Annotated in this window: 13 protein-coding genes and 1 rRNA gene; 7 read left to right on the plus strand and 7 right to left on the minus strand. The window is 26.9% G+C overall.

All coding sequences use genetic code 11. The annotated features are described in order from the left end of the window. The first annotated feature begins 4 nt into the window (after positions 1-4). The 5 genes from rrf (at position 5) to XO12_RS08235 (ending at position 3,041) form a co-directional block, all read left to right on the plus strand. Positions 5-118: ribosomal RNA gene (gene rrf / locus XO12_RS08215) — 5S ribosomal RNA — on the plus strand. A 387-nt stretch (positions 119-505) separates the two neighbouring features. Then, positions 506-745, plus strand: a complete 240-nt coding sequence (locus XO12_RS08220) for a hypothetical protein (protein WP_047266861.1) — start codon at positions 506-508, stop codon at positions 743-745. Further along, entirely contained in the window at positions 738-1,562 is an 825-nt protein-coding gene (locus XO12_RS08225) for an ATP-binding cassette domain-containing protein (RefSeq protein ID WP_047266862.1), read from the plus strand. Before XO12_RS08220 ends, XO12_RS08225 begins: the two co-directional genes overlap by 8 nt. Then, positions 1,562-2,302: an ABC-2 family transporter protein gene (locus tag XO12_RS08230; protein ID WP_175420096.1), complete on the plus strand. Its 741-nt coding sequence runs from the start codon at positions 1,562-1,564 to the stop codon at positions 2,300-2,302. Before XO12_RS08225 ends, XO12_RS08230 begins: the two co-directional genes overlap by 1 nt. Before the next feature lies 1 nt (position 2,303). After that, positions 2,304-3,041 carry an ABC-2 family transporter protein gene (locus XO12_RS08235; protein ID WP_047266864.1) on the plus strand — a complete coding sequence of 246 codons (738 nt, stop codon included), beginning with the start codon at positions 2,304-2,306 and terminating at the stop codon, positions 3,039-3,041. A gap of 32 nt (positions 3,042-3,073) precedes the next feature. Here XO12_RS08235 and XO12_RS08240 read toward each other — a convergent pair whose 3' ends face one another. The 5 genes from XO12_RS08240 to flgA form a co-directional block, all read right to left on the minus strand. After that, positions 3,074-4,366: a hypothetical protein gene (locus tag XO12_RS08240; RefSeq protein ID WP_175420097.1), complete on the minus strand. Its 1,293-nt coding sequence runs from the start codon at positions 4,364-4,366 to the stop codon at positions 3,074-3,076. A 70-nt stretch (positions 4,367-4,436) separates the two neighbouring features. After that, positions 4,437-4,703: a rod-binding protein gene (locus XO12_RS08245; protein ID WP_047266866.1), complete on the minus strand. Its 267-nt coding sequence runs from the start codon at positions 4,701-4,703 to the stop codon at positions 4,437-4,439. After that, complete coding sequence (locus XO12_RS08250) at positions 4,703-5,689, minus strand: flagellar basal body P-ring protein FlgI (RefSeq protein WP_047266867.1); 987 nt, start codon at positions 5,687-5,689, stop codon at positions 4,703-4,705. Before XO12_RS08250 ends, XO12_RS08245 begins: the two co-directional genes overlap by 1 nt. 36 nt (positions 5,690-5,725) lie before the next feature. Beyond that, positions 5,726-6,337, minus strand: a complete 612-nt coding sequence (locus XO12_RS08255) for a flagellar basal body L-ring protein FlgH (RefSeq protein WP_047266868.1) — start codon at positions 6,335-6,337, stop codon at positions 5,726-5,728. Then, entirely contained in the window at positions 6,334-7,254 is a 921-nt protein-coding gene (gene flgA, locus XO12_RS08260) for a flagellar basal body P-ring formation chaperone FlgA (RefSeq protein WP_175420098.1), read from the minus strand. The genes XO12_RS08255 and flgA overlap by 4 nt, the downstream gene beginning before the upstream one ends. Positions 7,255-7,356: 102 nt before the next feature. On the opposite strand from flgA, the gene XO12_RS08265 reads away from it, so the two are divergent. Continuing rightward, complete coding sequence (locus XO12_RS08265) at positions 7,357-8,928, plus strand: NFACT family protein (RefSeq protein WP_175420099.1); 1,572 nt, start codon at positions 7,357-7,359, stop codon at positions 8,926-8,928. 48 nt (positions 8,929-8,976) lie between these two features. Here XO12_RS08265 and XO12_RS08270 read toward each other — a convergent pair whose 3' ends face one another. Beyond that, entirely contained in the window at positions 8,977-10,455 is a 1,479-nt protein-coding gene (locus XO12_RS08270; protein ID WP_217683674.1) for a carboxypeptidase M32, read from the minus strand. A 32-nt stretch (positions 10,456-10,487) separates the two neighbouring features. Continuing rightward, on the minus strand, positions 10,488-11,477 hold the full coding sequence (locus XO12_RS08275) for a LacI family DNA-binding transcriptional regulator (protein ID WP_047266870.1): 990 nt from the start codon (positions 11,475-11,477) through the stop codon (positions 10,488-10,490). 111 nt (positions 11,478-11,588) lie between these two features. Here XO12_RS08275 and glmM point away from each other — a divergent pair, with 111 nt between their 5' ends. Beyond that, a complete protein-coding gene (glmM, locus tag XO12_RS08280) occupies positions 11,589-12,914 on the plus strand; it encodes a phosphoglucosamine mutase (protein ID WP_368493437.1) in 1,326 nt (441 codons plus the stop codon). Positions 12,915-12,967 lie beyond the last annotated feature (53 nt).

The following is a 12,967-nucleotide window of genomic DNA, read 5'->3' on the forward strand; positions in this document are numbered from 1 at the left end:
TTTGAGGGGTGCAGATACTGGATATGGGAACACGCGGAACCATGCCGAACCCGACCGTTAAGCATATCCAGGCCGATGGTAGTATGGGAAATCCATGCGAGAGTAGGTAGCGCCCCTCTTTTTATTTTACCCCCTGTTAAATAATCAGGGGGTTTTTTTATAATATATACTTGACAAAATATTAATAAAAGTGATATAATAGATATGAGGAGATATCTATGCCAACTGTAATCATATGGAAACTCCAAGCTTTATGGCTTAGTCCGAAACTATCTTTTTCCATATGATATTTTTAAAGCAGCCTTCAACGGCTGCTTTTTTGTTTAAAGAAAAATTATAAATTCACAGAAAGAAGTAAAAGATAACGTTTTATTTTGTCCAGCGATAAATTATTCTGAAAACAGGAATTTTTCAAAAATACCAAAATATATAGAAGATGTTTTTAATTTATTAAAATAAAGAGGAATAATGTTAGTTATATCGAGTTATATCGAGGAGTGAAATTATGATAAAATATTATAGCAATAATTACGGTGAAAGTTATTTGTTTATTGATATTAATAATAATATATTATTATTAAAAAATGACTGGGCAGACATTGGAAAACTTTTATTAGATGGATATACAATAAATGAATTACTTTCGCTATTTAATGATTTTATTGATGACAAAGAAAAATTTAATATAAGCTGCAAAACTTTAATAGAAAAATTTAAGTCTATAGAGGTGGGTAATTTTGATTGAACTTTCTGAAATTAATTTGAAAATTAAAAATAAAATTATTTTAGAAGACATAAATTTATCCTTTCCTGATAAAAAAACAATTGGCGTAGTAGGGAAAAATGGTTCTGGCAAAAGTACACTTTTAAAAATAATGGCTGGAATTATAAAACCCACGAATGGTAAGATTAGTGTCCTGAACTATGTTCCGTATAAAAGAAGCAAAGATTTTTTGAAAAAAATTTCTTTTGTTAATCCTCAAAAAGGGTTTCTTGATTATTCGTTACCTGCTATTGACTTTTATAAATTTTTATCCAAAGTTTACAAAATAAATAAGGAAGAATTTGAAAATAAAATTAATTATCTTGGAAAGATATTAGATATAGAAAAAAAGATTTATCAACCTGTTAGGTTATTATCTTTTGGTGAAAGAGTAAAGTGTGAAATTTTAGCTAAATTATTACATTCTCCAAAACTAATTTTTTTGGATGAACCATTTATAGGATTAGATATTGATACGAAAAAAAAATTAATTGAGTTTTTAAAAATTCAAAAAAAAGAAGATCGCACTATTTTTATTGTCACACATGAAATTAACATTCTATCTGAAATTGTTGATGAACTAATAATATTGGATAAAGGAAGAGTGTTAAGAAAAATTGATGAAAAAGAAATCGAAAAATTCAAGAAATTAAAAAAAATTATTTATGTATTTTCTGACGGTTCGACAAAAAGTGAAATCATACATGAATCAAAAATTCAGCATATTTCTCTAAAAAATATTAACTCAATTCAAATAAATGATATTACAATTGAAGATATATTGAAGGAGTTAATATAATGGAATATTTAGAATACAGCAAATTTTTATTAAAAAGATTAAAAATTTATAAAATAAATTGGTACTTGTATATTTTTCAAAATACTATTAATTTTTTCTTTTTATACCTTTTTTTACAATTAGGTATAGGAGAAAAAAATGAAATAATACATTATTATTTTGCACTTTCTTTTTTTCTATCTCATATCATTCCTGTAATAAAACCGGGTTTTTTTAATTTAGTAAGAAACGGAGAATTAGATAATTTGATACTATTACCTATAAATAAAATTTTGTATTTTTCTGTTGTAGAAATTGTATATCCTTTGTATAATATTTTTTTAACTTTACCAATCATTTTTGTTTTTTCATTTATCTTCAATATTCGTTTTACTAATTTAATTATTTTGATAATTATTTTTCCTTTTGCATTGTTGTTATCTTCTCTAATTTCAATATTATTTAGTTTAAGCGCTTTTTGGTTAAAAAAAGGAGATTCACTTTCGTTTTGGTCATATAGTTTATTTAAAATTATTTCTGGTGGATTAATTCCGCTTAAATATTTCCCTCAAAAAATCCGAGCAATTTTTGAATTTTTGCCGTTTAATTATATAATAAATTTTCCTGGAGAATCGTTTGCTAAGGGCACACTTGATATTCAGGAGTTTTTAAAATTAGTGTTCTGGATTTTTATAATATTTTTAATTTCTCAATTGTTTTATAAATTTGCAATGTCTAAATACGAAACTGCAGGTGGTTAATATGTTCATACAGAGTTTTTTAAATGGTATAAAAGTTAGAATATTGTTTTTAAAAGATACAATTTTAATGATTTTTTGGGGAATTTTTGAATTATTAATGACAATTATATTTTTTTCAGTAATAAAAATCAATTTCAAAATGGAAATTTCTGATGAAAAAATGTTTTTGCTAATCGGAACGGCGTTTATTGTAGAAACTATCTATTATGCATTTTTTGGTTCTTCTCTTCTTAATTTATCAAACCTTGTTGTGGAAGGAAAATTAGATAATTATATTTTACTACCTCGGAATATCAGCTGGATATTATCAATAATAAATATAGATTCCTTATATTTAATTACATTATTGCCGAATTTATATCTAATATTAGTTTCTTATAACTGGAATATTGAAGACTTTTTTAGATATATTATTAATGTTTTTATTATGGTGCTAATAAGGTATTCTTTTCAATTAATAATTTCTTCTTTTAATTTTATCTTTATTAATGTAAAGTTGCTTGAAGATACTATTAATAACCTTTTTTCTTATTCATATTTGCCTCGAAATATTTATACATCTTTTTGGAAATATATTTTTATCATAATTCCTGTAAGCCTTTTTGCAAATATTCCTGTAGAAAGTCTTTTAGAAAAGAAATATATAATAGAATATCTTATATTTGGTATTTTGTTACTTTTTATATCAAATATATTTTTAAAAAAAACATTAGAAAAATATATAAGTGCTGGTGGATAAAAAAACAGGTCTCAAAGAGAGACCTGTTTTTATTATTTCATTATAAAATTGAACTCAATTATATTTTTTCCATCAGGTGTTTTTGAAGCAATAGCGCTTCCTAATCCTCCAAATTCACCATCAAGACCTTCAACACCAAAAAAATCTTTTAAAAATGAAATTAAAGGTTTTAAATCAAGAAAAAATGCTCCAATATTAGCCTCAGGTATTTTGGACTTTAATTCTTTATACAATATATTATTGGATAATTTTTGAGAAGAATTTTCATATTTTTTTAATTCAATTTTGTTTAAATTTGATATGTATAAAAAGTCATCCTTTTTCCATATATACATAATCATGCTTTTTTCATTTACAGTTTTACTTATCTTTATATAATCTTTATCTAATTTTTCTTTTGTAATATCTTCAGGTATTATTTTTTCAATTTCATCAAAAGAACTATTGGTTTTAACCTTAATTTTCATAGCAAAATTTGATTCAATATCTCCTGTTTCATCATTCATTGATAAATTTATAGTTCCTGTTTGCTCAGCCCAATCTGATTTCGATAAAATCGAGTTGATTAAGTCTTCTGGAAGATTTATGCCAAATTTATTTAAATTCAAAGATGATCCATCAGGTATGTATGTTGTTTTTGAATAATATAAACCAAAAAATTCTGAGCTGTCAATGTTAACATTTTTTGGTGTGATTTGTGAATCAGTTAATAGGTTAAATTTACTATATAGGTAATTATCTTTTATATATGAAAAACCATATCCATTAAGTGTAGAAGTATTAATTTCTTCATAAATACCTGTTTCATTATATCTTTTTTTTGGTATAAAGTTTAATTTTGAGTTTTCGTAAGCATTTTTATTTGTGGTTATTATTAAATAATCCTGTAATTCACTTTGTTTTACAATATAATAAAAATTTATACCAGTATCTTCGGGCATTAAAGCATTTATGACTTTGCTGAAAACTTCTATATATTTTTTTCCATCGTCTAAAGGTCCCAATACAATTCCAAATTCATAATTATTGTTCTGTGGTTCAATAACAAATATTCCAACGTTTTTTTCAAATCCCGAATAGACTTCATCACTATTTAAATCAAGGGATTGGATATATGCATCTATCATTCCCGTTATCAGCGTTTCAGCATAAGTTGGATCATCCAGTATCTTTCCAAATATAGGAACGGTTTTTAAATCGTCGTATACGGTTTTTGCATTATTTAATACGATAACTGCTTTTGAATCTTGAGGAATAACTTCGTAAATGTTGGAAAAAACGGTTAATGATAATATCATAATTAAAAATAATAAAATTTTCTTCATAATCCACCTCCATAGATTTCTTATTCATGTTTAATTATACCATATAAAATAAAAGCTCCAAAATAGGAGCTTAAGGTTTTTGATAAGCTTTTAAAATTTCATTTATTAGAGGTTTCATATTATTTTTTGCTATAGAAATAGAATATTGGTCTATCAGCATTTCTTTGAACCATTTTTCAGTATTCGATTTTGGAAGCAAATCACTTTTAAATATTTCAGAATTATACATATCTTTAAATACTTTTGAGAAAACAGATCCAACCAGTTCTGCAGCAACATCTTCTTTTTTTATGTTGTTATAATTAGTTGGTCTTGAAAAGGTTACAGATGAAACCATTACATCACCACCAATTCAGCATATAGATAGCCAGCAGCCGAAAGATTTTGTATAATTGCGATAATATCTTGTGGAGTCGCTCCAGCAGCTTTTAAAGCGTTGACAAGATTATATATAGTGGCATCATTATCCCCTACTTTGCCATTATCAACAGAAATAACGAAATTTCCATAATTTATGGTAAAATCAGCAACTTTAACCTTTCCACCGAAAACTATAGTTCCGGTTTTTTCATTTATTACAATCTTGGCTTTTGAATCAGGATCAATTTCAACCTCTTCAATTAAAGCGAGGAATGAAATTAAATCATCAGAAAAAACATCCGGGATTTTAACTTTAACAGAAGAAGGATCAACAGCTTTTGCTAATTTTTGTCCAAATTGTGCATTGATAGATAATGCAGTTCTTGCCGCTGTAGTAATATCAGGATTTCTAAGCAGAACGGTAACGGTATTGTCTGAAACTATAGAAGCTGGTATTTCATTTTCTACAATAGCGCCATGAGGAATAAAACCAACTACTTTATTTCTTTTTTGTAAATTTGCTGTTGTACTAACTTCTACTCCGCCGGTTAAAACACTTCCCTGAGCTACAGCATATACCTGTCCGTCAGCACCATACAATGGAGTTTGAATCAAATAACCACCTTCCAGACTTTTTGAATCGCCAGCAGCTGTTACTACAATATCTAATTTCATACCTTCTTTATAGAAAGCAGGTATATCAGCGAAAACGAATACAACAGCAGAATTCTTTGTAGTAAAAGCATTTTGCAGATTTATATTTAAATTTTTCATCATGTTTGTAAGCAATTCTGAAGTAACTTTTCCTGAATCGCCAGTGCCGTTTAATCCGGTAACAACACCTATTCCAAATAACTGATTATCTCTGGCTCCTCTGAAATATGCGATATCTTTAAGTCTTATTGCAGAAAATGCAGATAGGGAAAATATAATTAGTAATAATATTAGTACCGTTTTTTTCATATTTCCACTCCTTTATTATATTTAGATATATAAATATTAGAAAAACAGATTTGATATTCCTGAAAGTAACCAGGCAAGCCATGTTTTGTTATTTGGATCTTTTTGCAAATCAGTATCTCCCTGATACCATATTTTTGCTTCGGATAAATTTTTCGAATCAATTATTCCATCTTTTATGGAAGATGTATTGGCATAACCTTCTATTATCATTATTTTTTTCTGTGAATCAACCTTAAATTCCTTTTTTCCTCGTATTTTTATAATATTATTATCAAGAACCTCAATAACCTTTGCTGATATGTATAAATTTACAGTGGCTTTGCTTTGAGACGAGGATTTTTTATTTGAAACTTTAATATTTTCTGGTTTATTTGCACCTAAAGGAAAAAATTTCATCAGATCTATATTTCCAATTGTATTAAAAATGGCACCAACTGTCCCCATTACACCTGAAAAAGGATCTGGATTATTATCAGATAGACTCAAAGATGGACTTTCAGAAACAGCCACGGTTATAATATCACCAGTTTCATAACTTTTTTCTGGTTTTGAAATTAAATTGCTGATTTTAGACTTTTTCCACAATGAATCACTAAAATTAATTGTAAAAATCAGCATTATAACTATCAAAAACGAAATCCTTTTCATTTTTTAGAGCCTCCTATATTGATTATTATTTTTGGTCCATAATATAATTTTCCATTTATTAATACATTTGTTTTTTCATTTCTTGCCATTACAATGTCGCCGATTATAGCGTCGTTTAAAACTTTTACCCATGATAGAATTTTCACACCGTCAAAATATACTTCTATTGGTATAACCTGTCCTGCTTTAACATCTGGAATTTTTTTTACCGCATTTTCATAGATTATTTCACCTTTTCTTAAATTCCTATTTGCCATAAATTTTGTTAAGTTGTTTTCATTGGTTTTTAATGGTGACATGGATAATGAATATATATCCATGATTTTTTTTTTCAATAAATTTAAGTTTAGTGGAGTTTTATAGGGAATATTTTCTTTAGCTACATATACATAATCATAATTTGAAACATTAGCTTTAAATGATATGTATTTTTTTAGATTTAAATTATCCAGTATTAAAAAGTTACCATATATGTTATTTAATGAACGACGATATGTTGTATCCAGAACAGTAGATATTTTTGTATCTTTCATATATTTGCTAATTTCAAAATTATTTATTGTAGCTTTAGGAGTATTGGTTAAAAATAATTCTTCGAAATATGTTTTTAAATATAATTCAGTATTTGATGAGTTGAAATTTTTAACTTCGGGAGAATATTTTATTGTAATTATTGATGATTCAAATGTAATATTTGTAAAGTTTGTTGTGGACAATAATAAATTTTTAAGTTTTGATGCTTCATAAGTGATGGAGTTGCCTGAGAAAAAGGCCAATGTTCTATCAAATTTTAAATCCGGGAAAATGTCTTTTAAAGAAAAAACCCTATCATATGATGTAATTGTTGCCGGAATTGTGACATTTGAAAATATGTATATATTAACAGTTATAAATATTAAAAACAATATTTTTTTCATTTAATCACCACACATATCAGTCTATTTTATTTTTCAATATTAGAAGATAAAAATCCTTATATGGTATAATAATTTAGATAATCAATTAATGGAGGTTATTATATGCCGATAGATGGTTTGTTGTTAAATAAATTAATAAGAGAAGCACAAATTTTTGAAGGAGAAAAGATTAGAAATATATATCAGCCAGTTAATGATGAAGTATTACTACAACTTCAAAGTGGATTTTTGTTATTTGTATTAAAAAATCCATCATACTTAATTAAATTGGAATCAAAACCAAATATGCCAGATACTCCGCAAAATTTTTCTATGTTTTTAAGAAAGAGAATAAAAAATGCAAAAATTATAAAAATAGAGCAATTGGGACTCGATAGAATTGGTTATATTGAATTATCTGTTATTGATGAAACATTTGAATTGAGAAACTATAAGCTGTATTTTGAACTTATGGGTAGAAATTCAAATATACTGCTTATTGATGAGGAAAATAAGATTATGGATGCATTAAAGAAAGGAGTATCTCCAAAAAGAAGTATTATGCCAGGGGCAAAATATATTCCTTTTTATAAAAGAGAATATATTAATATATTGGAAAATGAAAAACTTTATGATTTAAATCAACCATTTATGGGGTTTTCAAAAATAAGTAAAAATTTATTTTATGAGTATATTGAAAAATATGATTATATTTCATTTGTTTCAGAATTTCTTGATAATTTAAATGTTTACACTTTTGAATACAACGGTAAAAAAGAAATACTAGCATTTAAACCGGTAAATTTCAAATATGATGAATTCCAAAATCCATCAGAAGGATTATTGAATTTTTTTGAATTACAAAGTATGAATTCTCGTTTTTTAGAATTAAAAAAGCGTCTTGAAAAAACAGTTATAAAAGAGATAGAAAAATATGAAAGATTATATAAAAAATTAAAAAACGAGGAGAAAGAGATAAGAGAAATTCCAGATTTAGAAAAAAAGGGGAGACTTCTTCAAGCATATCTTTATCAATTTAAAGAAAAGACGGATTTTGTAGTGGTTGAAGATTGGGAAACTGGTGAAAAAATAAAGATAAACTTAAATCCTTTAAAAACACCGAATGAAAATTTACAGGTGATTTTTAAAAAGGTCCATAAATTAAAGTCAAAGGAAATACATCTTAAAGAAAGGATAAAGATAACAAAAAAGATGATAGATTATTTATATCAATTATGGCAGAGCATTAACTTTGTAGAAGATATAGAGACTTTGATGGAAATAAAAGAAGAAATGATTCAGGAAAAAATTTTACAGGATAAAACTAAAAATAAAAGAAGGAAAAGATCGAATTCAAAACCATATGAATTTGAATTTAATGGATTTAAAATTTTTGTTGGAAAAAATAATATTCAAAATGATAAAATAACGAGAGAAGCGGATAGGGAAGATATATGGATGCATGCTCAGGGGATTCCCGGAGCTCATGTGATAATAAAAACAAATAAAAAGGAAGTGCCTATGGAAGTTTTATTATTTGGGGCAAAATTGGCTGCGAAATATTCTAAAGGCAGGTATTCATCAAAGGTATCTATTGATTATACTATGAAAAAATATGTCTGGAAACCTAAAGGTTCAAAACCAGGAATAGTATTATACAATAATTTTAAGACATTATATGTAGAACCAATATAAAACATAAGGGCTGAACAGCCCTTATGTTTCTGTTCTTATAAATAAATCTTATAATTCATACACCATATTATATTTATTTTCAATATAATTTATAAAATATTCCGGATTAAGTGATTCACCAGTTACTATTTTAACTAATTCGACAGGTTCATATATTTTTCCTTTTGAATGTATATTTTCTCTTAACCATATTAATGCAGGATGTAAATTGCCATGTGATATTTTGGTATTGAGGTCTGGAATATCTTTTTTCATTTTATAATAAAATTGTGCAGAATACAGATTTCCCAGCATATAAGATGGGAAATATCCAAATGATCCATGAGCCCAATGAACATCCTGTAATACGCCTTCACTATCGTTTTCTGGAATAATACCAAGATATTCTTTCATTTTTTTGTTCCAGATTTCAGGTAAATCTTTAACTTCTATATTATCATTAATCAAAGCCTCTTCAATTTCAAATCTCAGCATTATATGCAGATTATAAGTTACTTCATCTGCTTCTGTTCTAATAAAAGACCTTTCTACTAAGTTTACTGCTTTAAATATATCTTCAGGAGTATATTCCTTAAATTCCGGAAAGATTTCTATTAAATCATTATAAAAATATTTCCAGAATTCAAGGCTTCTTCCTATAATGTTTTCCCAGAATCTGGATTGGCTTTCATGAATAGCCATTGAAGCACCATCGCCAATTGGAAGACCATAAAATTCTTCAGGTATTCCCTGTTCGTATAATGCGTGCCCACCTTCATGTATAGTGCTATATAATGAATCATTTAAATCATTTTCATTGTATCGAGTTGTAATTCTTACATCGTTAAAACCTATAGTTGTTGTAAACGGATGCATTGAAATATCCATTCTTCCAGCGTCAAAATCATATTTCATAAGTTTTAAAGCTTTTAATGACAATTCTTTTTGTTTTTCTACAGGGAAATATCCTTTCATAATAGATATAGGTTTTTTTCCATTATCCAATTTTTTTAAGTAATCAACCAAAAATTTTTTTAATGGATTAATAATTTTTTTTAATTCGGCTGTTGTTAATCCTGGTTCATATAAATCAAGTAAGGCATCATATCTATTTTCTTTATAGCTTAAATAATCAGCCATTTTTTTGGTTAATTCTACAACTTTTTCAAGATGAGGTTTGAATATGTTAAAATCATTTTTGTTTTTAGCTTCTTCCCATGAAGATTGCGCTTTAGCTGTTTCTATATTAAACTCTTTAAATAGTTCAGGCGGTATTTTTTTAAATTTTTCGTATTCTTTTTTTCCAACTTTTATAATAGCTTTTTCAATTTCATTCAAATTTTCTTTTTCAGCTTCTTTAATTAATTCTCCAATTTCATCAGAAACAGATAATTCAAAAGCTTTTGTTGAAATTTCACCTATTACGTCGGCTCTTTTATCTGCAGCTTTTTTGGGCATATGAGTTTCAAAATCCCACTGTAATAATGCCGCTGCAGTGTTATATTTTGATATAAGTAGATACCTGTCTTTTAATTTTTCAATTGACATAGCAATTCCTCCTTATTTTAGAATTTTAAAAGTTAAGCTGATTGCCTTATAATAAGTTTTGGATCAATAAATTTTCTAACCTTAAAACTTTTTTCCATCAATTCTATTAATTTTTTAATTCCTATTTTTGCCAATTTATCTATAGGCTGTTCTATTGTTGTTAATCTCGGTTTAAAATATGTGCCAATTTGGATATTATCAAATCCAATAACTGCAAGATCTTTCGGTACATTAATATGCAACTCATTGAGTGCCTCTATGACACCCAAAGCCATTAAATCAGTTTGTGCAAAAATTGCATCTACCTTTTTTAATAGTGGTTTATTTTTTTTGATAGTTTTTTTTGCAGCTTCAAAGGTTACATCAATATCCAGAATATATTCATTTTTTATATTAAAATCTTTTAAAGCTTTTTTATAACCATTAGTTCTTTCGATAAATTCGTGATTTATACTTAATCCGGATAAGGTTAAAATATTTTTATATCCCTTTTCTATTAAATACTTTGTTGCGATATAACCACCTTTTTGTTGATCTGTTCTAACAAAGTTAATATCTTTGTTAATGTAATTTTCTGAAAGATAATGTAAAAAGATATAAGGTATATTTTTTTCAAGTATAAATTCAACATCTTCTTTAGATATATCAGGATTCATAAGCAATAATCCATCAACACTCCTACTTTGAATCATTTTCTTTATATAATTTTTTTCAATTTCATATTCAATTCTAACATGATATCCTTTTAGTTGGGCCTCTTTGATTAACTTTCCTAAAAAATTAGCAAAAAATATTTCGCCTCTCATGTCATCAAAAAATTGAGGTATAATTACTCCTATTGTATTTGTCTTTTTTTTATTTAAGCTTCGAGCGGCTTCATTAAATTCAAAACCTAATTCTTCGGCTATTTTCTTAATCTTTTCTTTTGTTTTTTTTGATATATTAGGATAATCGTTTAAACTTCTTGAGACTGTTGATGGATTAACACCAGCAATTTTCGCAATATCTTTTATTGTTACCATATTTCTCACCTCTCTATGTTATAATAATACTACAACTTTTAATTTATGTCAATTTGAGTTATAATAGTATTAAAAAGGGTGAACACCCTAGTATTAAAGAAAAACATGGAGGTGTTAAAGTTGAAAAGGCTTTTTGGTACCGATGGTATTAGAGGACTTGTGAATGAAGAATTAACTGTTGATTTGGTATATAAAATAGGTAATGCTTTAGGAAGAATGTATGCAGGAAAATATGAAAAGCTGTTAATAGCAAGAGATACAAGGAATTCTGGCGAAATGATTGAAGCAGCATTATCTGCTGGGGCATTATCTGCAGGACTTGATGTTGAATTTTGTGGAATAATAACAACACCAGCGTTAGCCTATTTAACTAAAAGCGAAAAAACTCTTGGAGTTATGATATCGGCTTCACATAATCCGGCTAATTATAATGGAATAAAAGTTTTAGCAGAAGGATTTAAAATTTCAGATGATGATGAAATAGATATAGAAAATTTAATTTTAGAAAAACAACCTGAATATGTTCCATATGGGGAAATTGGCAAAATGAATTCTTCTCATTTAAAGGATAAATATATAGGATATATACTATCCTCTTACGATATGGATAATGTTCCGTATAAAATAGCAATAGATGTAGGAAATGGCGCTACAGGAGCATTAATTGATAAAATTTTCGGGGCTTTTGATTTAAATTATGATGTGTATTTTAATAGCCCTGATGGGTTAAACATAAATGAAAAATGCGGGTCTACACATCCAGAAGTTTTATCGAATATAATTAAAAATGATGGTTATGATTTAGGGATACTTTTTGATGGAGATGGAGATAGATGCTTGTTTATAGATAAAAACGGAAATTTGATTGATGGGGATAAATTAATGGCTATTAATGCATTGAAATTAAAAGAACAAAATAGATTAAATAATAATCTTGTTATTGTAACTATTATGAGTAATCTCGGGCTGGAAAAATTTTTGGAAAAGCATAATATTAATCTTGTTAGAACTGCAGTGGGAGATAAATATGTATTAGAGAAAATGCTGGAATCAGATGCGAAATTGGGTGGAGAACAATCAGGGCATATTATATTTCTTGATAAAGCAACAACTGGAGACGGTATTATAACAGCCTTGGAAACGTTGGAAACATTAACCTTTTTTGGTAAAAATATAAATGAATTGATAAATGAAATTCCGCAGTATCCTCAGTTATTAAAAAATATTTCTGTGAAAGATAAAAAGTCTGTTATGGAAAGTAAAAAATTAAAGGAGAAAATTAAAGAATATACATCTCTTCCTGATTTTAGATTAGTCGTAAGACCATCAGGAACAGAACATAAAGTTAGAATAATGGCAGAAGGTAAAGATGAAGGTCTGGTATATTCGATTGTAAATGAATTGTATGAAATTATAGAAGAAATAGATAAATATTAAAAACAAGCAGGCAATATCCTGCTTGTTTTTTTATAAAGCATTAAATAATACAG

The sequence above is a fragment of the Marinitoga sp. 1154 genome, assembly GCF_013363285.1.
Classification (GTDB): domain Bacteria; phylum Thermotogota; class Thermotogae; order Petrotogales; family Petrotogaceae; genus Marinitoga.

Excerpts from the sequence above, each read along its gene's own strand:
- XO12_RS08220 (WP_047266861.1), top strand. The coding sequence starts at position 506 with ATGATAAAATATTATAGCAATAATTACGGTGAAAGTTATTTGTTTATT.
- XO12_RS08230 (WP_175420096.1), top strand. The coding sequence starts at position 1,562 with ATGGAATATTTAGAATACAGCAAATTTTTATTAAAAAGATTAAAAATT.
- XO12_RS08235 (WP_047266864.1), top strand. The coding sequence starts at position 2,304 with ATGTTCATACAGAGTTTTTTAAATGGTATAAAAGTTAGAATATTGTTT.
- XO12_RS08240 (WP_175420097.1), bottom strand. The coding sequence starts at position 4,366 with ATGAAGAAAATTTTATTATTTTTAATTATGATATTATCATTAACCGTT.
- XO12_RS08245 (WP_047266866.1), bottom strand. The coding sequence starts at position 4,703 with ATGGTTTCATCTGTAACCTTTTCAAGACCAACTAATTATAACAACATA.
- XO12_RS08250 (WP_047266867.1), bottom strand. The coding sequence starts at position 5,689 with ATGAAAAAAACGGTACTAATATTATTACTAATTATATTTTCCCTATCT.
- XO12_RS08255 (WP_047266868.1), bottom strand. The coding sequence starts at position 6,337 with ATGAAAAGGATTTCGTTTTTGATAGTTATAATGCTGATTTTTACAATT.
- flgA (WP_175420098.1), bottom strand. The coding sequence starts at position 7,254 with ATGAAAAAAATATTGTTTTTAATATTTATAACTGTTAATATATACATA.
- XO12_RS08265 (WP_175420099.1), top strand. The coding sequence starts at position 7,357 with ATGCCGATAGATGGTTTGTTGTTAAATAAATTAATAAGAGAAGCACAA.
- XO12_RS08270 (WP_217683674.1), bottom strand. The coding sequence starts at position 10,455 with ATGTCAATTGAAAAATTAAAAGACAGGTATCTACTTATATCAAAATAT.
- XO12_RS08275 (WP_047266870.1), bottom strand. The coding sequence starts at position 11,477 with ATGGTAACAATAAAAGATATTGCGAAAATTGCTGGTGTTAATCCATCA.